Source organism: Streptomyces sp. JLYT201 (assembly GCF_059448825.1).
The window spans coordinates 4,788,461-4,804,598 of sequence record NZ_CM182551.1 but is presented as its reverse complement, the minus strand read 5'-3'; the positions used below and the strand labels follow the sequence as shown (position 1 = coordinate 4,804,598).

General features: G+C 73.3%; 20 protein-coding genes. 10 read left to right on the top strand and 10 right to left on the bottom strand.

All coding sequences use genetic code 11. The features are described from left to right. Positions 1–26: 26 nt before the first annotated feature. The 3 genes from AC5WAM_RS19765 to AC5WAM_RS19755 are packed head-to-tail and all read left to right on the top strand — an operon-like array spanning position 27 to position 1,429. Positions 27–893 (top strand): helix-turn-helix domain-containing protein, encoded by an 867-nt coding sequence (locus AC5WAM_RS19765; protein WP_309248690.1) that lies wholly within the window; start codon positions 27–29, stop codon positions 891–893. Next, positions 835–1,110 carry a DUF397 domain-containing protein gene (locus AC5WAM_RS19760; protein ID WP_172385092.1) on the top strand — a complete coding sequence of 92 codons (276 nt, stop codon included), beginning with the start codon at positions 835–837 and terminating at the stop codon, positions 1,108–1,110. The genes AC5WAM_RS19765 and AC5WAM_RS19760 overlap by 59 nt, the downstream gene beginning before the upstream one ends. A 52-nt stretch (positions 1,111–1,162) precedes the next feature. Beyond that, positions 1,163–1,429 (top strand): DUF397 domain-containing protein, encoded by a 267-nt coding sequence (locus AC5WAM_RS19755; protein ID WP_495523342.1) that lies wholly within the window; start codon positions 1,163–1,165, stop codon positions 1,427–1,429. 7 nt (positions 1,430–1,436) lie between these two features. Here AC5WAM_RS19755 and AC5WAM_RS19750 read toward each other — a convergent pair whose 3' ends face one another. Then, complete coding sequence (locus AC5WAM_RS19750) at positions 1,437–1,955, bottom strand: GNAT family N-acetyltransferase (RefSeq protein WP_495523341.1); 519 nt, start codon at positions 1,953–1,955, stop codon at positions 1,437–1,439. Between the two features lie 30 nt (positions 1,956–1,985). On the opposite strand from AC5WAM_RS19750, the gene AC5WAM_RS19745 reads away from it, so the two are divergent. Beyond that, entirely contained in the window at positions 1,986–2,150 is a 165-nt protein-coding gene (locus AC5WAM_RS19745; protein WP_495523340.1) for a hypothetical protein, read from the top strand. A 22-nt stretch (positions 2,151–2,172) separates the two neighbouring features. On the opposite strand, the gene AC5WAM_RS19740 is transcribed toward AC5WAM_RS19745, so the two are convergent. Further along, positions 2,173–2,874 (bottom strand): TetR/AcrR family transcriptional regulator, encoded by a 702-nt coding sequence (locus AC5WAM_RS19740; protein WP_495523339.1) that lies wholly within the window; start codon positions 2,872–2,874, stop codon positions 2,173–2,175. A gap of 277 nt (positions 2,875–3,151) precedes the next feature. On the opposite strand from AC5WAM_RS19740, the gene AC5WAM_RS19735 reads away from it, so the two are divergent. Then, positions 3,152–4,099 carry an esterase/lipase family protein gene (locus tag AC5WAM_RS19735; RefSeq protein ID WP_495523614.1) on the top strand — a complete coding sequence of 316 codons (948 nt, stop codon included), beginning with the start codon at positions 3,152–3,154 and terminating at the stop codon, positions 4,097–4,099. 45 nt (positions 4,100–4,144) lie between these two features. Here AC5WAM_RS19735 and AC5WAM_RS19730 read toward each other — a convergent pair whose 3' ends face one another. Next, positions 4,145–4,588: a nuclear transport factor 2 family protein gene (locus tag AC5WAM_RS19730; RefSeq protein WP_366791119.1), complete on the bottom strand. Its 444-nt coding sequence runs from the start codon at positions 4,586–4,588 to the stop codon at positions 4,145–4,147. 83 nt (positions 4,589–4,671) lie between these two features. Between AC5WAM_RS19730 and AC5WAM_RS19725 the strand changes: the two genes are divergently transcribed. Next, positions 4,672–5,538 carry an LLM class flavin-dependent oxidoreductase gene (locus AC5WAM_RS19725; protein WP_495523338.1) on the top strand — a complete coding sequence of 289 codons (867 nt, stop codon included), beginning with the start codon at positions 4,672–4,674 and terminating at the stop codon, positions 5,536–5,538. 50 nt (positions 5,539–5,588) lie between these two features. Here the strand turns inward: AC5WAM_RS19725 and AC5WAM_RS19720 are convergent, their stop codons facing one another. Both AC5WAM_RS19720 and ctaD read right to left on the bottom strand, forming a co-directional pair. Next, positions 5,589–5,939, bottom strand: coding sequence for a hypothetical protein (locus AC5WAM_RS19720; RefSeq protein ID WP_495523613.1), 351 nt, complete (start codon positions 5,937–5,939; stop codon positions 5,589–5,591). Positions 5,940–5,944: 5 nt separating this feature from the next. Further along, complete coding sequence (gene ctaD, locus AC5WAM_RS19715) at positions 5,945–7,573, bottom strand: aa3-type cytochrome oxidase subunit I (RefSeq protein ID WP_366791121.1); 1,629 nt, start codon at positions 7,571–7,573, stop codon at positions 5,945–5,947. 106 nt (positions 7,574–7,679) lie between these two features. Here ctaD and AC5WAM_RS19710 point away from each other — a divergent pair, with 106 nt between their 5' ends. Then, positions 7,680–8,216, top strand: coding sequence for an RNA polymerase sigma factor (locus AC5WAM_RS19710; protein ID WP_366791122.1), 537 nt, complete (start codon positions 7,680–7,682; stop codon positions 8,214–8,216). After that, a complete protein-coding gene (locus AC5WAM_RS19705; RefSeq protein WP_366791123.1) occupies positions 8,209–9,045 on the top strand; it encodes a hypothetical protein in 837 nt (278 codons plus the stop codon). The genes AC5WAM_RS19710 and AC5WAM_RS19705 overlap by 8 nt, the downstream gene beginning before the upstream one ends. 55 nt (positions 9,046–9,100) lie before the next feature. On the opposite strand, the gene AC5WAM_RS19700 is transcribed toward AC5WAM_RS19705, so the two are convergent. Next, positions 9,101–10,123, bottom strand: coding sequence for an SGNH/GDSL hydrolase family protein (locus tag AC5WAM_RS19700; RefSeq protein ID WP_495523337.1), 1,023 nt, complete (start codon positions 10,121–10,123; stop codon positions 9,101–9,103). 213 nt (positions 10,124–10,336) lie between these two features. Here AC5WAM_RS19700 and AC5WAM_RS19695 point away from each other — a divergent pair, with 213 nt between their 5' ends. Beyond that, a complete protein-coding gene (locus AC5WAM_RS19695) occupies positions 10,337–10,714 on the top strand; it encodes a nuclear transport factor 2 family protein (RefSeq protein WP_366791126.1) in 378 nt (125 codons plus the stop codon). Positions 10,715–10,783: 69 nt separating this feature from the next. On the opposite strand, the gene AC5WAM_RS19690 is transcribed toward AC5WAM_RS19695, so the two are convergent. From AC5WAM_RS19690 to AC5WAM_RS19680, 3 genes are all read right to left on the bottom strand, one after another. Then, a complete protein-coding gene (locus AC5WAM_RS19690) occupies positions 10,784–11,116 on the bottom strand; it encodes a putative quinol monooxygenase (protein WP_172385080.1) in 333 nt (110 codons plus the stop codon). A 143-nt stretch (positions 11,117–11,259) separates the two neighbouring features. Beyond that, a complete protein-coding gene (locus AC5WAM_RS19685; RefSeq protein ID WP_030688977.1) occupies positions 11,260–11,625 on the bottom strand; it encodes a PH domain-containing protein in 366 nt (121 codons plus the stop codon). A gap of 107 nt (positions 11,626–11,732) precedes the next feature. Continuing rightward, positions 11,733–12,218, bottom strand: a complete 486-nt coding sequence (locus AC5WAM_RS19680) for a MarR family winged helix-turn-helix transcriptional regulator (RefSeq protein ID WP_138960901.1) — start codon at positions 12,216–12,218, stop codon at positions 11,733–11,735. Between the two features lie 355 nt (positions 12,219–12,573). Here AC5WAM_RS19680 and AC5WAM_RS19675 point away from each other — a divergent pair, with 355 nt between their 5' ends. Then, positions 12,574–13,944: an MFS transporter gene (locus tag AC5WAM_RS19675; protein ID WP_495523612.1), complete on the top strand. Its 1,371-nt coding sequence runs from the start codon at positions 12,574–12,576 to the stop codon at positions 13,942–13,944. A gap of 1,186 nt (positions 13,945–15,130) precedes the next feature. On the opposite strand, the gene AC5WAM_RS19670 is transcribed toward AC5WAM_RS19675, so the two are convergent. Further along, positions 15,131–15,784 (bottom strand): hypothetical protein, encoded by a 654-nt coding sequence (locus AC5WAM_RS19670; protein WP_495523336.1) that lies wholly within the window; start codon positions 15,782–15,784, stop codon positions 15,131–15,133. Between the last annotated feature and the right edge of the window lie 354 nt (positions 15,785–16,138).

Sequence of the window (16,138 nt, the reverse complement as noted above, 5' to 3'; positions counted from 1 at the left end):
GTTTGACGCCGGGGGTGAACCTTTCCGTGGTACGCATCAACGAGCTGGACCCGAGCGCGTCCCCGCTGGACTTCTACGGATCGGAGCTGCGCCGCCTGAGAGAAGGTGCGGGGCTCAACCAGGCCGAGCTCGGCGGCTGCATCTTCTGCACGGGCTCCCTGGTCGGCCAGGTGGAAACCGCGAAGAAGGTGCCCACGCGCGACTTCTCCGAGCGCCTTGACGCTGCGCTCGGCACGGACGGTACGTTTTCGCGTTTGGTAGGCCTGGTGCTGCGCAGCCAGTTGCCGAGCTGGTTCCAGGCCTACGCGGAGATGGAGGCCAAGGCCACGTACATCTCCACGTACCAGGCGCAGTACGTGTACGGACTGCTCCAGACTCCGGACTATGCCCGTGCGGTGCTGGCCACCGGCATGCCGGGTAACCTTGACGACTTGCTTGAAGCTCGAATGGAGCGCCAGCGGATTCTGGACCGAGAGAGCCCGCCTCTGCTCACGGTGATCCTCGATGAGGCGGCACTGCACCGGCCGATCGGTGGCCGCGTAGTCATGCGGGAGCAACTGCGGCACCTATTGACCTGTGGGCAGCAGCGCTGGGTGCACATCCAAATCCTGCCCTTCTCGGCAGGCGAACACATGGGCCTGATCGGCTCGTTCAACCAGCTGCGCTTCGAGAGCGACCCGGAGGTCGTCTACACGGAGGACCTGATCTCCGGCCACATGACCGCCAATCCGTCAACTATCCGCGAAGCCACCCTCCGTTACGCTAACTTGCAGGCCGCTGCCCTTCCGACGGAAGACTCGGCGGAGCTGATCACTCGCGTGATGGAGGAGCGCTATGGGGCACACCCAGAACCTGACGAGCACGCGGTGGCGAAGGGCTTCGTACAGCGGTAACACCGGCGGCGACTGCGTCGAGTGCGCCCCCCTCAACGGCACAGCCTGGCGCAAGTCGTCGTACAGCGGGGACATCAGCCTATGTCTGGAGGTCGCTGAACTCCCCGGCCCGCACATAGTCATCCGCGACAGCAAGCGCCCCGACGGGGCCCGCGTCACCGTCTCGGCAGGCGCTTTCACGGCCCTTGTGGGTGCTGCTGTGCGCGGCGTCTTCTGAGGTCGGACCCGCAGGCCCAGGCGCTGATCACCCGCGTACGGGAAGGAACGTCATGGCTACCACTCTGGACCTGACGACCACGCGGTGGCGTAAGTCGTCGTACACCGGCGACACCGGCGGAGACTGCGTGGAGTGCGCCCCCCTCAACGGCGCGGCCTGGCGCAAGTCGTCGTACAGCGGGGACATCAGCCTATGTCTGGAGGTCGCTGAACTCCCCGGCCCCCACATAGCCATCCGCGACAGCAAATGGCCCGACGGGCCCCGCGTCACCGTCTCGGTGGCGGCCTTCGCGGCGCTCGTGCGCGGGGCCACGCAGTAGCGGCCGGTCAGGCCACCCGCTCGCGTACGTGCAGGTGCCCGCTCAGCGGATAGTCCGGCGGGAACGGGGCCAGAACCTCCGCCAGGTCGTAGCCGCACTTGTGCGCGACCCGGCACGACGCCTCGTTGTCCACCTGGTGGAGGAGTGACAGGCGCGTCAGCCCCTCCGCGGCGAACGTGGTGAAGGCCCAGTCCGTCAGGGCCTCGAGCGCGCGGGGCGCGACCCCCCGGCCGCGCGCCGGGGCGGCGGTCCAGTAGCCGACTTCGGCGGACGCCGGGTCGGGGCCCTCGCGCTTGAGGACGACCTGCCCGAGCACGCGGTCCTCGGCCGAAGGCTCCGTAACGGCGAAGGCGAAGCGGTCACCCGCCTCGCGGGCCCGCTCGTGGTCCTCGATCCAGCGGACCGCGGCCGCCTCGTCCTCGGGGCCCCGGAGCGCCCAGCGGCGCAGCGCGGCGTCGCGGTAGATCTCGACCAGACTCGCGGCGTCGGCGGTCCGCCAGGGGCGCAGGGTGACGGGCGGCTGCATGCGGCTCAACTCCTCGGCGACGGGCGCCGCGTGGCGCAGTCGCAGGATACCGATCTTGAGGCGGGGCGCCCCGGCCTGGCCCGGCGCGTACGGGAGTCGGTGGTGGCGGGCGACCTCGACGGCGCCCGCGCGCTGCTTCCTGCGGAGCCGGTCTACCCCGTCGCGGACGCGCTGCTCGCCCACCTGCGCCCCTAGGGCGAAGGGCCCGGGCCGCCCGTCAGCCCGGGTCCGTCGCGGGCGCCCCGCCGGCGTCGGGCGGCTGCAGCAGACCCATGAACATCCGCATCAGCTCGTCCACGATCGTGTCCAGGTCCGCGTCCACGTACCCGGTGGTCCAGTCGTACAGGAGCGCGTTGACCGCCCCGACGAAGCCGAGCGCGGCCACGCGGTAGTCGCGGGCGCCGATCTCGCCGCGCGCCGCGGCCTCGTCGAGGGCGGCGACGAGCAGGCCGACCCAGCCCTTGCGGGCCTCAAGGCGCTGCTTCTCCAGCTCCGGCGTGACGCCGGTGACCTCCACGAAGGCGATCCGCACCAGGTGCGGATGGGCGGTGAGCACGCGCGCGTACGCACGGAACGCGGACTCCACGCGCTCGCGCACGGTGCCGTCCGTGACCTCGGCCAGGGCCGCGAGGACGGCGGTCTGAGCAGCCTTCTGGACGTGCTGGTGCAGGGCCGCGAGCACCTCTTCGAGATTGCGGAACTCCTCGTAGAACTGGCGCGTCGACAGGCCCGCGCGGGCGCACAGGGCCGCGACGGACGCGGCGCGGTAGGCGCCGGGGCCCGAGCCGAAGAGGTCGACGCCCGCGTCGAGCAGGCGCCGCCGCCGCTCCGCCTTGCGCTGCTCGGCCGACTTGCCTCCGTACGCCCGCGCGGGCCGCCGCGCGGCCCCGCCCGGCTCGTCCGCCTCGTCGGACTCCACCCCTGCCGCCCCTCTCAGCTGCCGCTTCGCCAACTCGCCGCCCCCGCAGGGAAATTGTCCCGCGCACGCCTCTTGCGTCGGCGCCGCCCCGCTCCTACTTTCAAGTAACCAAATCTGAAGCGGTGACGTTTCAGATTCCCCTCACCCGTATGTCATGGCCATGACCTTCCCCTGGCGCGTCCTCGTGACGCCCTCACCCCCCGCACGTGCCAGCTCGCTCGAAGGGACAGGAACCGTGAACGGAACACCCGCACCCGGCCGCCGTCTGCCGCGCTCCCTGCGGCGCGCCGCCGCCGCCGTCGTGCCCGTCGCCCTCGCCGCCACCGCGCTCACCGCCGCCGGGGCCCCGGCGGGCGCCGCCGAGCAGCCGCGCAAGCCGTCGTACCCCGTCGGCGGGGTCGCCGACGGCGTCCGCAACTTCTTAGTCAGCCCCAACGCCGTGACCGGTGTGAACGACTGGAGCTGCAAGCCGTCCGCCGAGCACCCCAACCCGGTCGTCTTCGTGCACGGCACAGGCGTCAACCTCGGCGCCAACTGGGTCACGATGGGCCCGACCCTCGCCAACGAGGGCCACTGCGTCTACGCCTTCAACTACGGCATGGGCAGCCCGTTCAACTTCGGCGGCCGTGTCGGCGGACTCACGGCCATTCCCCAGTCGGCCGAGACGATGGGCGCCTTCGTGGACAAGGTGCTCGCGTCGACCGGCGCGAAGAAGGTCAGCGTCGTCGGGCACTCGCAGGGCGGCATGATGCCGAACTACTACATCAAGCGCCTCGGCGGTGCGAAGAAGGTCGACCGGCTCGTCGCGCTCGCCCCCACCAACCACGGCACCACCCTCAGCGGCCTGACCGAACTCGGCCGCGCCCTGGGCGTCATGGGCCTGGTCAACGGCGCGTTCGACCATCTGAACCTCCAGGGCCTCAAGGACCAGGAGGAGGGCTCGGACTTCCAGAAGGCCCTGTTCGCGGACGGCGACACCGTCCCGGGCGTGCGCTACACCGTCATCGCGACGAAGAACGACCGCGTCTCCACCCCGTACAGCCAGGGCTTCCTGAAGGGCGACAACGTCCGCAACATCGTCGTCCAGGACCAGTGTCCGAAGAACCCGGTCGGCCACGTCGGCCTGTTCACGGACGGTCCGACGACCCAGGACGTCGTCAACGCCCTGGGCGCCGACAAGCCCGACTTCAAGCCCGTCTGCGCGGACTACGGCCTGCCGCTCTGACCCCGGCCGTGGAGTGCGCGAGCCGCCGTCCCGGGGCGTGTGCCCTCAGGCCGGCGGCTCGTAGCAGTCGTAGTTGCGCTGGCCGCTGATCCTGCCGTCGCGGAAGTCGAGGAACGTGGCGATGTGGGCCCGCAGCACGTGGCCCGCGGGCAGAGAGCCCAGCGGGACGGCGAGTTCGCCGGTCCACTCCACCTCAAGGGCCACCTTGTCGCCGCAGGCCACCGCGTTGCGGACGTCGTACGTCTGGCGGCGCAGCGTGCCGCGTCCGGCCTCGGCCGCCTCCAGGATGCCCGGCAGATCGCGGACGACGCCCTTCGGGAAGAGCAGATTGGGCAGCTCGCGGTGGACCGCGTCCGCCGTGAAGAACGCCGCGAGCGCGTCGCCCGTGGCCCCGGCGCCCACGGCCCGGTGGTAGCGGACGGCGATGTCGGTGGGGTTTTCCGCGTGCGGGTCCGGGGCGGCCGCGTCGCCGGTCTCCATGGTTCCCATGGCTTCCATGGTGGCGGTAGGCGGTCGGCCGCGGGGGGCAAACCCATTGCCGCCGTTCCCGGCCCCGCGTCACCATGCCTCCCATGCGCTTCTCGATCAACATTCCGAACTTCGGTGACTTCGCCGACCCGAGGGCGGTCGCGCGCGTCGCCGTCGCCGCCGAACAGGCGGGCTGGGACGGCCTGTTCGTCTGGGACCACGTCGTGCACGACAAGGCCGCACAGGCGGGCAAGCCCTTCGGGGACCCCTGGATGCTCCTGACGGCCGCCGCGCTCGCCACCTCGCGGCTGCGGCTCGGCACCCTGGTGACGCCGGTGGCCCGCCGCCGCCCCCACCAGCTCGCCCGGCAGGTCGCCACCCTGGACGCCCTGTCCGGCGGCCGGGTGATCTTCACCGCCGGGCTCGGCGGGCCCGTCGAGGACGAGTACGGCAGCTTCGGCGAGCCCACGGACCCGCGCGTCCTCGCCGAGCTCCTGGACGAGGGCCTGGACCTCCTGAGCCGCTACTGGTCCGGGCAGGCCGTCAGCCATGAGGGCCCGCACTTCCAGGTCCGTGACGTCACCCTGCTGCCCGCGACCGTGCAGCGGCCCCGGCCGCCCGTGTGGATCGGGGGGTTCTGGCCCAACCGGCCCCCGATGCGCAGGGCCGCCCGGTGGGACGGGGCCGTGCCCTTGTTCAAGGCCGCCCGACACGGGTGCGTTCCGGCTGTCGCCGAGGTGCGCGATCTTGTGGGCTACCTTCGGGATCACCGTCCTTACGGGGGCGGGGCCTTCGATCTCGTGCTGGGCGGGGCCACGCCGTGCGAACCCGGTGCCGCGGGGGAGGTGGTCGCGCCCCTGCGGGACGCGGGGGCTACCTGGTGGGACGAGCGGCAGCTCCAGTCGGGCCCTGACCTTGACCGGCTTGTCCCGGTGCTCCGGCGCGTCGAGGCCGGGCCGCCTGCGCTTTAGGGGTTCGTCTGCGGCCGCGTGGGGGCTGGTCGCGCAGTTCCCCGCGCCCCTTAAGGGGCGCTCACCCAAGCCCCGGCGACCAGCAGGGCGAACGTCATGCCCAGCAGGGCCCCCGCCAAGAGGCGGCGGCGCAGGGACCGGTAGCGGGTCTCGTACTCCGTGCGGAGTTCGCGGCAGCGGTGGGCCGTATGGCGCCAGGTGTGGCGGGTGAGGGCCATGTGGTCCTCGGTGTAGACCCGTTCCACCTCCTCGCGCTGGGCCTGGGTGAGCCAGTCCAGGCGGGCGGTGAAACGGGCGGCCGCCGCGCGGCTCTCCGTGCGGGCGGACTCCACCAGGAGGTGGCCCTCGATCTCGTGGATGAGCAGGGCCGCCTCCGCCGGGGCCACCGGGCGGTCGTCCATCGCGGTCACAGGGCGGCCCTCTCCTTCGGCTCCGGCGCGGGCGCGAGCTCCGCCGCGATCTCGGGGTGGCGCAGGTCGAACGCCGGGGACTCGGAGCGGATGCGCGGCAGGGAGTGGAAGTTGTGGCGGGGCGGCGGGCAGGTCGTCGCCCACTCCAGGGAGCGGCCGTAGCCCCAGGGGTCGTTCTCCTCGACGTACGCGCCGTACTTCGCGGTCTTCCAGACGTTGTAGAAGAAGGGCAGCAGGGACATCCCGAGCAGGAACGAGAAGATCGTGGACAGGGTGTTCAGACCCGTGAAGCCCTCCGCGTCCAGGTAGTCGGGGATGCGGCGCTGCATGCCCGCCGCGCCCAGCCAGTGCTGGACGAGGAACGTGCCGTGGAAGCCGATGAACAGCGTCCAGAAGGTGATCTTCCCGAGGCGCTCGTCGAGCATCTTGCCGGTGAACTTCGGCCACCAGAAGTGGAATCCGGAGAACATCGCGAACACGACCGTGCCGAAGATGACGTAGTGGAAGTGGGCGACCACGAAGTACGAGTCGGTCACCGCGAAGTCCATCGGCGGGGACGCCAGGAGCACCCCGGTCAGACCGCCGAACACGAAGGTGATGAGGAAGCCGACGGCCCACAGCATCGGGGTCTCGAAGCTCAACGAGCCCTTCCACATCGTGCCGATCCAGTTGAAGAACTTCACGCCCGTCGGCACCGCGATGAGGAACGTCATGAAGGAGAAGAACGGCAGCAGGACCCCGCCCGTCGCGTACATGTGGTGCGCCCACACCGTCACGGACAGACCGGCGATGGCGATGGTCGCGCCGATCAGCCCCATGTAGCCGAACATCGGCTTGCGCGAGAACACCGGAATGACCTCGGAGATGATGCCGAAGAACGGCAGCGCGATGATGTACACCTCGGGATGGCCGAAGAACCAGAACAGGTGCTGCCACAGCAGCGCCCCGCCGTTCGCCACGTCGAAGATGTGCGCGCCGAACTTCCGGTCCGCTTCGAGGGCGAACAGCGCGGCCGCCAGGACCGGGAAGGCGAGCAGGACGAGCACGCCGGTCAGCAGCACGTTCCAGGTGAAGATCGGCATGCGGAACATCGTCATGCCGGGCGCGCGCATGCAGATGATCGTGGTGATGAAGTTGACCGCGCCGAGGATCGTGCCGAAGCCGGAGAAGGCCAAGCCCATGATCCACATGTCGGCGCCGATGTTCGTCGCGTGCGCGGCGTCCGTGATCGGGGCGTACGCGGTCCAGCCGAAGTCCGCCGCCCCTCCCGGGGTGAGGAAGCCGCCCACCGCGATCAGCGAGCCGAACAGGTACAGCCAGTAGGCGAACATGTTCAGCCGGGGGAACGCCACGTCGGGGGCGCCGATCTGGAGCGGCATCAGCCAGTTCGCGAAGCCCGCGAACAGCGGCGTCGCGAACATCAGCAGCATCAGCGTGCCGTGCATCGTGAACGCCTGGTTGAACTGCTCGTTCGACATGATCTGGAGCCCCGGGCGGGCCAGCTCGGCGCGCATGAACAGCGCCATCACACCGCCGATGCAGAAGAACGCGAACGCCGTCCCCAGATAGAGCGTGCCGATCGTCTTGTGGTCGGTGGTCGTCAGCCACTTCACGGTTGCCCTCATGCCCCGTACGTGTCCGGGACCGCCCGGGGCGTCACCGCGAAGCCCTGCCGCGAAACTCACAGCGCCCGGGTGTGAAGATCGGGGACATGCCGGACACCTACGGTTCATGAGCACGGACGAAGCCTTCGCGGCCGCCTACCGCGAGCACTACTGGGCGGTGAGCCGCTTCGTGGCGCGCAGACTCGGCGCGGGCGAGACGCACGAGGTCGAGGAAGTCGTCGCGGAGGTCTTCTCCATAGCCTGGCGGCGCCGCGCCGAACTGCCCGAGAACGCGCTGCCCTGGCTGTACGGCGTCGCCCGCAACTGCCTGGCCAACACCGTGCGGGGCCTCGGCCGCTACCGCCGCCTGCTGCACCGCATCGGCCACCACGAGGCCACCCGGCACGGCCAGGTCGTCACCGGCCCCGACGCCGACGCGCCCGGCGCCTGGGTGCACGAGGCCCTCGCCCGGCTCTCGCCCGCCGACCAGGAGGCGCTGCGCCTGACCACCTGGGAGGAGCTGGGCATCGACGACCTGGCCGTGGCCCTCGGCTGCGGGCGCGGCGCCGCCGCGATGCGGCTGCACCGGGCCCGGAGGCGGCTGCGCGCGGAGATCGACCGGATGCGGATGAACGTAACGGCAGGAGACGGCACCCATGACTGACGAACTGGACCTGCTGCGCGCGGCCGACCCCGTGTCCGCCACCGAGGGGCCCTGGCGCGACCGGCCGCTCGACGCCCGCGCGGAACGCGGCCTCAACCAGCTCCTGCACACGAGCCGGCGCCGGGCCCGCCGCCGCGTCGTGCTGTGGGCGGAGGCCGCCGCCGTCGCGCTCGCCGCGGTGCTCGTGCTCACCCTGCCCGACCTCGCGGCCACGTCCGCCACGGCCGCGCCCCGCGCCCTGCACCCGCGCGCGGGCTCCGCCGCCGTGCCGCTCGCCGAGGTCGCCGTGCGGGCCCGGGCCGCCGCGCGCGACGGCGAGCCGGGCCTGCGCCGGGGCAGCCACGTCCGGACCTGGAGCCTGCCCGCGGAGTCCGGGCCGCGCGCCGAGCCGCCCGCGCGGCCGCCCGGGGCGCCGGCCAGGCCGCCGCACACCCCCGCCGGGCTGCGCGCCTATCTGGCGGACGCCTACGACCGGGGCGCGGGCCGCCGCTCGGGCCCGCTCACCACGGACCAGCTCCTCGACGCGCTGCCGCGGCTCCTGGACACCTGGACGCCCGGCGCCCGCGAGCGCGCCGCGCTCGCCCGCGTCCTCGCCGACACCGAGGGCCTGCGGCCCGCGGGGGCGATCACCGACCGGCTGGGCCGCTCCGGCCAGGCGTACGTACACCGGTCCCGGGGCGCGGGCGACGACGAGCTGCGCCGGATGCTGATCCTCGACCCGGGGACCGGGACCGTGCTCGGCCTGGAGGTGATGTTCACCAAGGCGCAGCCGCGGAGCGGGGCGCGGGCGGGGGACGTGATGACGTACAGCGCGTGGCGCAGGGACTGAGCCGTTCCCGGGCCCGGGAACGGGAAACCGGACCGGGACCGGGACCGGGAACGGGTCAGCGGCGCGCGGCGCGGGCCACCGTGTCCGTGACCGCCTGCCCGATCCGGCGGATGCCCGGCGAACGCACCGGACAGGGCCGGGACTTCGGGGTCGTGGGGGCCAGACAGAAGTGCAGGTAGTCGTCGCTCCGGTGCAGCGCGGTACGGCCGCCCGGCTCCGTGCAGTACACCGGGTGCGCGCGCTCGTCCGCCGTGCAGGGCAGCTCCCGCACCCACCGGTAGCGGGCCGACGCCGGGCTGACCGCCCGGCCCGCGTCCGACACCAGGTCGCCGGACGCGGCGGCCTGCCGCCGGTACAGCTCGTTCACGCGGCGCACGCGGTCGGGCGTCATGACGTCCGGGCCCTGCGACACCCACACCACCTTCGGCCGCGCCGCGCCCACGTCCCGCGCGGCCTCCTCGATCTGCCCGGTCAGGCGCCGCGCGTCGGCCGCGTACCGCGTGAAGTACGCGTCCCGCTGCTTGTCGTAGGTGACGCCGCCCATGCACGGCGTGTAGCCCCACGCGTTGCCCCAGAACTGGAGCACCACGAAGTCGGGCCGCAGCTTGCGCACGAGCGTGGCCGCCTTGTCCCCGTCCGGCACGAGGGAGTCCTCGCCGGTGTCCTCCAGGTAGTCGCAGAGGGTGGTGCCGGAGTAGGGGGCGCTGGTGTAGCGGGCGGCGAGCCGGTCGCGCAGGAGGGCGCCGAGGACGTCCTGGTTCTCCATGGCGAGGGAGTCGCCGAGGTAGAGGACGCGGGGCGCGGGCTCGGGCCCGGAGGCCCGACCGCCCGACGCACCGGGGGACTTGGGGCCCTCGCGGGAGGCACTCCCCTCCTTGCCCCGCTCCTTGTCCCTCTCCCTGTCCCGTTCCGCCTGCTGCCGGTTCGTCTGCGACGGCCGTCCCGATCCGTCCGTGCGCGAGGCCGCGGGCGGATCCGGCGCGGGCGCCCCGCCCGAACCGTCCTCCGCGCCCGGGTCCCCGCAGGCCCCGAGCAGCAGCATCCCCGCGACGACACCACCGACCAACTGCTTCCGCATCCGGCAACTCCCGGCTCGGCGAACGAAATCGGCCCCCTAGGACAACACACGCGCGCGCCCGGCGGAAGCCACTCACGAGACTGCTTTACCTGGGACGTCATCGCGCCGGGCGGCCCCCGCGCGGCACTCTGAGGTCACCGGGGCCCGGGCGGCGCACTCCGGCCGGGCCCCGGGAACGACGTACGGACACCGACACTCACGGAGGCGAAGACCATGCCCGCACAGGACGTTCACGAGACCGCTGTCGCCCGGTACTTCGAGGCCTGGAACGCCACGGGGACCGACGGCATCCGCAAGGCCGTGGAGGCGGCCTGGACGCCGGACGGCACGTACACCGACCCGCTGGCCGACGCGGCCGGGACGGACGCGCTGGTGGCGGTGATAGCCGCCGTGCAGAAGCAGTTCCCGGGGTTCGAGTTCCGGCGGACCGGCGAGCTCGACGGCCATCACGGCCTCGTCCGGTTCACCTGGGAGCTGGTGTCGGGGGCGGACGGCTCCGCCCCGGTGGCCGGTTCGGACGTGGCGGTCCTCGCGGACGACGGCCGCATCCGCACGGTGTACGGCTTCCTGGACCGGCTGCCGCGGGCGTGAGGGGAGCGGGAGAACGCGAGAGGGGCCCGGCCGCACCGCGGCCGGGCCCCTCTCGCGTTCGCGCCTCGCTCAGGCCTCGCGCGGCGAGACCTCGCCCATCGCGCCCCAGCCGTCCATGCCGGGGATCTCCGTGCTGACGATCTGGGGGGTGCTCGCGATGGCGTACGACATGGTCTCCATCGCGGCGGCGAAGTGCGCGGACTCCACGTGCTCGCGGCCCGCCTCGCCGTCGCGGAAGGCCTCCACCAGGACGAACTGGTGGGGGTTGTCGACGCTGCGGGACCACTCGAAGAAGATGTTGCCGGGTTCGTCACGGGTGGCACGCGTGAAGTCGTCGACGAGGTCGAGCCAGTCCTCGCTGCGCTCGGGGCGGACGGTGAATTTCACGGTGATGAAGATCATGGGGCGTTCCCTCTTAGCCTTTAGGTGCCCTACGAACGTACCCCGAGCCGCCCGCCCGGCGCCTGCGCGGGGCGTCCACGTGGGGCGTCCACGCGGCGGACGGGGGCCGTCCCACGGGTTGGCCCCCGTCCCACGGGTCGGCCCTAGCGCGCGACGAACTGCGTCAGGATCGCCTGCACCTCGTAGATGTCGACGCCCTTGGTGAAGGTCTTCTCGATCGGCACCGGGTTGCTGGAGATCCAGATCTTGAGCTCGGCGTCCAGGTCGAAGTGGCCCGCGGTCTCCACCGCGAAGTGCGTAATGCTCCGGTACGGCACGGAGTGGTACTCGACCTTCTTGCCGGTCATCCCCTGCTTGTCGACGAAGATCATGCGCCGGTCGGTGAGCAGGATCGTGTCGCGTATCAGCCGGTACGCGGCGTACACCTGCTCGCCGTGGCCCATGAGCCGCGCGTACTCCTGCTGTGCCGACGCCGGGTCGACGGTGTGCGCGTTTCCGAACAGCGCCATGGTGGCCCCACCCTCGTTCGTTCCTCTGCGGTCGCCCGTACGCGCCGACGGCGCACCGGGACCTCTCACCGTACGGGACCGCGCGGACGGACCGCGAAGGGCGGCCGTCAGGCCCGCTGACGTGCCCTGCGGGCGGGGCGCGGGCTCTCGGCCGGGGTCGCCAAGTGGCCCTCGACCAGGCGGTTCAGGGCGCGGAGCAGGGCCGTGCGGTCGGTCTTGGACAGCGCGCCGAGCGCCCGCTCGTGCACCCCGTCGACGATCTCCTGGCTGCGGGCCGCGACCTCGGCGCCCTTCTCCGTGACGGCGATGACACGGGCCCTGCGGTCCTCGCGCGCCGGGCGCCGCTCGGCGAGGCCCGCCTTCTCCAGGGCGTCCACGGTGACGACCATCGTCGTCTTGTCCATGTCCCCGATCTCGGCCAGCTGCGCCTGGGTGCGCTCCTCCTGGAGGGCGTGCACGAGGACGCAGTGCATCCGCGCCGTGAGCCCGATCTCGCCGAGCGCCGCCGCCATCTGCGTGCGCAGGACGTGGCTGGTGTGGTCGAGGAGGAAGGAGAGGTCCGGTTCGGTGCGGGTGGGTGCCATGGCGGTCATACGGCCAGGGTAGCCGAGCGGCGGGGGGTGCGACCGAGATAGATAGTCTGCAACGAAACTATCTGCTACGGTCCGGAGTGTTGATCGGGCCGGGCCGGGCCCGCGCTGCGGAACGCCTGGGGCGTCCCTTGCTTCCCGCCCCCTTCTCGCGTGCCGGGCCTCGTCGCCCGGCCGTATCGGACAGGAGAGACTCATGACAGCCACCACCGCACCGGCCGGGGATCCGGCGGGCCTGGAAGTGCCGTCTGCGGGCGCGCCGTCTGGGGGCGCACCGTCCGCGGGTGCATCGTCTGGGGGTGCGCCGTCTGCGGGTGCGCCGTCCGGGGGTGCACCGTCCGGGGGTCGCTCCCGGCGGCTGGCCCTCGGTGTCATCGCCACCGGGATGCTGATGATCATCCTCGACGGCAGCATCGTGACCGTGGCCATGCCCGCCATGCAGGAGGACCTCAACTTCACTCCGGCCGGGCTGAGTTGGGTCGTGAACGCCTATCTCATCGCGTTCGGCAGCCTGCTCCTGCTCGCGGGGCGGCTCGGCGACCTGATCGGCCGCAAGCGGATGTTCGTCACCGGCATCGGGCTCTTCACGCTGGCCTCCGTCCTCGCGGGCGCGGCCACGAGTCCCGCGACGCTCATCGCCGCGCGCTTCCTGCAAGGCGTCGGCGGGGCCATGAGCTCGGCGGTCAGCCTCGGCATCCTCGTCACCCTGTTCACCGAGCCGGGCGAACGGGCCCGGGCCATCGCCGTGTTCAGCTTCACCGGAGCCGCGGGGGCCTCGCTCGGGCAGGTGCTCGGCGGCGTCCTCACCGACGCCCTGAACTGGCACTGGATCTTCTTCATCAACCTGCCGATCGGCCTCGCCGCCCTGCTCCTCGCCCTGCCCGCGCTGCCCGCCGACCGGGGGCTCGGGCTGCGCGCCGGGGCCGACGTCACGGGGGCGCTCCTGGTGACGGCAGGCCTGATGACCGGCATCTACAGCGTGGTGAAGGTGGAGCAGTACGGCTGGGCCTCCGGGCACACGCTCGGCTTCGGCGGGCTCGCCGTCGTGCTGCTCGGCGGCTTCGTGGTCCGCCAGACCAAGGCGCGCACGCCGCTGCTGCCCCTGCGGATGTTCCGCTCCCGGGCGGTGACCGGGGCCAACGTCGTGCAGATGCTGATGGTCGCCGCCCTCTTCTCCTTCCAGGTGCTCGTCGCCCTCTACCTGCAGAACGTCCTCGGGTACGGTGCCGCCGAGACCGGCCTCGCCATGCTGCCCGCCGCCGCCGTCATCGGCGCGGTGTCCCTCGGAGTCTCCGCCCGCCTCAACGCCCGCTTCGGCGAGCGCGCCGTGCTCCTCGCGGGGCTCGTGCTCCTCCTCGGCGTCCTCGGCCTGCTGACCCGGGTGCCCGTGCACGCCACCTACTGGGTGGACCTGCTCCCCGTCATGCTCCTCGCCGCCGGCTTCGGGCTCGCGCTGCCCGCGCTGACCTCGCTCGCAATGTCCGGGGCCCGCGCGGACGACGCGGGGCTCGCGTCCGGGCTCTTCAACACCACGCAGCAGATCGGCAGCGCGCTCGGCGTCGCCGTCCTCTCGACGCTCGCCGCCTCCCGCACGGAGTCCCTCCTCGCCTCCGGCCACTCCCGGGCCGAGGCGCTGACCTCGGGCTACCACCTGGCCTTCGGCATCGGCACGGCGCTGCTCGCCGCGGCCTTCCTGACCGCGGCGGCCCTCCTGCGGCCCGCGCGCTGACCTGGGCCCGCGCCCGCGCCGGGGCCTGCGCGGTGGCCGGGGCCTTGCGCCGCGACCGGGGCTCGTGCGCTGGCCGGGCCTTGCGCGCTCGCTGGGGCCCTGCGCGGGCGGGCCGGGGGTGTCTGCCCTCAGCCCCGGCACGCAGGTGGCCGCGCTCCGCGCAGCCGGGGTGGTCCCACCCACCCGCCCCCGCCTGTGCACCTCGCGGCACCTGCCCGCGCCCTGGGGTGGTCCCGCCCACCCCCCTGACCCGGGTGCCTTGCGGACCCGCCCGAGCCGGGGGTGGTCCCACCCGCCTGCCCTGGCCCGGGCACCTCGCGGCACCCGCCCCGCCCGGGGAGGCGCCCCCGAGGCAGGGCGCCCGCCCTCAGCCCCGGCACCCAGGTGGCCGCGCTCCGCGCGACCGGGACGGCCCCACCCACCCGCCCTGAACTTGGACGGGGACCTCGGAACCTTCCGCCGCAGACGCCCCACGCCGGGCCCCGGCCACGCAGGCTCAACGTGGCCCCACCCCGCCCGGGGCAGGACCCGTGGGGTGTCCGGCCCCAACCGCCTGGTGCCGGGCCCGGCGGTGCGAACCCGACGCGGTGCCACAGCCCATGCCCCCTCCGGGGCGGAGCAGGCTGCCGCGGGCGCTCGGTGTCGGGGCCGGGCCGCGCATGCTCGGGGTGGTCCCGCCTCCCCGCCCCCGCCGGGGTGGGATCCGTGGGGCGCCGCCCGGGTGCTTGGTGTCGGGGCCTGGCCGCGCACGCTTGTGGTGGTCCCGCCGCCCTCCACCCCGTGGGGATCCGTTCAGGGCACCAGCCGCGGGTGCTAGGTGCCGGGGCCCAGCCACCCGTGCCCGGCGTGGTCCCACTACCTGCCCCGCCCGGGAGTGGGGTGCGTGGGGCACCGCCCTGCGGGTGCTTGGTGTCGGGGCCTGGCCGTCCACGTTCGGCGTTGTCCTGCCGCCTGCCCCCGCCGGGGCGGGATGTGTGGGGCGCCACGCGCGGGGGCCTCGCGTCGGGGCTCGGCTGGCAAGGCTGCCGAGCGTCGGGTGGGAGGGTGGGAGAGATCCGCCGCGGTAGCGGTGGTGGTGCTCGCTCAGCCGCAGGCGCTTCGCGTCGGGGCTCGGCCGGCAAGGCTGCCGAGCGTCGGGCGGGAGGGCGGGAGGAAACCCGCCGCGGTAGCGGTGGGGCCGCTCCGCTCAGCCGCCGCGCGGCAGGCCACCCCGGCCATGGAGCGCCATGGCCACCCCCGCAACCAGGGCCACGGCCACCAGGTGCTCCCGGCCCGCGAGGTTCGGGTTGAGGAGGGAGCCGACGACCGTGGGGACGACGAAGGCCAGGCCCAGGACGGGGGCGCGTAGCCGTACCGCCAGATAGGTGAAGAGGCCCACCACGGCCGCGGAGGCCCCCGTGTCCACGTCGTGGGCGTACGAGGCCGGGACCCCGGCCCAGTGCCCGGGACCGATGGCGATCATCACGCGGGCGCCGAGCGTGCCCGCGAGCGTGGCCCCGTACGCGACCAGGAGCGTGCGGCGCCAGCCGACGAGGAGCTGCGCCAGGCCGAAGGCGAGGACCAGGCGGGGGACGCCGCCCCAGGGCGGCTGGTCGCGGGTCGGTATGAACACGGACAGGGGGGTGCGGAGCAGCGACTGCCACAGGGGCTGGTCGGCGCGGACCTCCCCGAGCATGCGGACGACGCGGTCGGGGTCGGGTATCTGCTCCAAGCCGTGCAGGAGGAGCATCGCGAGGGTGCCGCCGACGGCGAGCGCGACGCCCGCCACGCCCCGGGAGCGCAGCTCCCGCCACGCGGTGACGGCTACGCCTTGCCACTCCCGCCGCAGCACACCACGCATCAGGGGCAGCACGCCCCGGCCCTGCCGAGCCAGGCCCCGCTCCGCCCGGAGCCCACCCCGCTTCTCGGCCCTCGGAACCTCCGCCCGGAGAGCGACGCCCGGCCCCGGCCCGACCTCGCCCGGCACCTGGGGCACAGGGCTGGACTCCGCCTCGGCCTCACCCTGCACCCGGAGAGCGGGGCGGGACTCTGCCGCAGCTCCACCCTGTGCCCGGGGCGCGGGGCCAGCTCCACCTTGCGTCTGGGATGCGGGGCCCGCCTCAGTCCCGGCCTCACCCTGTGCCTGGGGTGCGTGGCGGAACTCCGCCCCAGCCTCCCCCTGCGTCTGGGGCGCGGGGCAGGACTCCGCCTCAGC

What these genes read in the sequence shown, in the direction of transcription:
- AC5WAM_RS19725 (WP_495523338.1), top strand. Translation starts at nt 4,672, where the DNA reads ATGCGCTTCTCGATCAACATTCCGAACTTCGGTGACTTCGCCGACCCG.
- AC5WAM_RS19670 (WP_495523336.1), bottom strand. Translation starts at nt 15,784, where the DNA reads ATGCGTGGTGTGCTGCGGCGGGAGTGGCAAGGCGTAGCCGTCACCGCG.
- AC5WAM_RS19750 (WP_495523341.1), bottom strand. Translation starts at nt 1,955, where the DNA reads ATGCAGCCGCCCGTCACCCTGCGCCCCTGGCGGACCGCCGACGCCGCG.
- AC5WAM_RS19680 (WP_138960901.1), bottom strand. Translation starts at nt 12,218, where the DNA reads ATGACCGCCATGGCACCCACCCGCACCGAACCGGACCTCTCCTTCCTC.
- AC5WAM_RS19710 (WP_366791122.1), top strand. Translation starts at nt 7,680, where the DNA reads ATGAGCACGGACGAAGCCTTCGCGGCCGCCTACCGCGAGCACTACTGG.
- AC5WAM_RS19700 (WP_495523337.1), bottom strand. Translation starts at nt 10,123, where the DNA reads ATGCGGAAGCAGTTGGTCGGTGGTGTCGTCGCGGGGATGCTGCTGCTC.
- AC5WAM_RS19755 (WP_495523342.1), top strand. Translation starts at nt 1,163, where the DNA reads ATGGCTACCACTCTGGACCTGACGACCACGCGGTGGCGTAAGTCGTCG.
- AC5WAM_RS19685 (WP_030688977.1), bottom strand. Translation starts at nt 11,625, where the DNA reads ATGGCGCTGTTCGGAAACGCGCACACCGTCGACCCGGCGTCGGCACAG.
- AC5WAM_RS19705 (WP_366791123.1), top strand. Translation starts at nt 8,209, where the DNA reads ATGACTGACGAACTGGACCTGCTGCGCGCGGCCGACCCCGTGTCCGCC.
- AC5WAM_RS19760 (WP_172385092.1), top strand. Translation starts at nt 835, where the DNA reads ATGGGGCACACCCAGAACCTGACGAGCACGCGGTGGCGAAGGGCTTCG.
- AC5WAM_RS19695 (WP_366791126.1), top strand. Translation starts at nt 10,337, where the DNA reads ATGCCCGCACAGGACGTTCACGAGACCGCTGTCGCCCGGTACTTCGAG.
- ctaD (WP_366791121.1), bottom strand. Translation starts at nt 7,573, where the DNA reads ATGAGGGCAACCGTGAAGTGGCTGACGACCACCGACCACAAGACGATC.
- AC5WAM_RS19690 (WP_172385080.1), bottom strand. Translation starts at nt 11,116, where the DNA reads ATGATCTTCATCACCGTGAAATTCACCGTCCGCCCCGAGCGCAGCGAG.
- AC5WAM_RS19730 (WP_366791119.1), bottom strand. Translation starts at nt 4,588, where the DNA reads ATGGGAACCATGGAGACCGGCGACGCGGCCGCCCCGGACCCGCACGCG.
- AC5WAM_RS19720 (WP_495523613.1), bottom strand. Translation starts at nt 5,939, where the DNA reads ATGGACGACCGCCCGGTGGCCCCGGCGGAGGCGGCCCTGCTCATCCAC.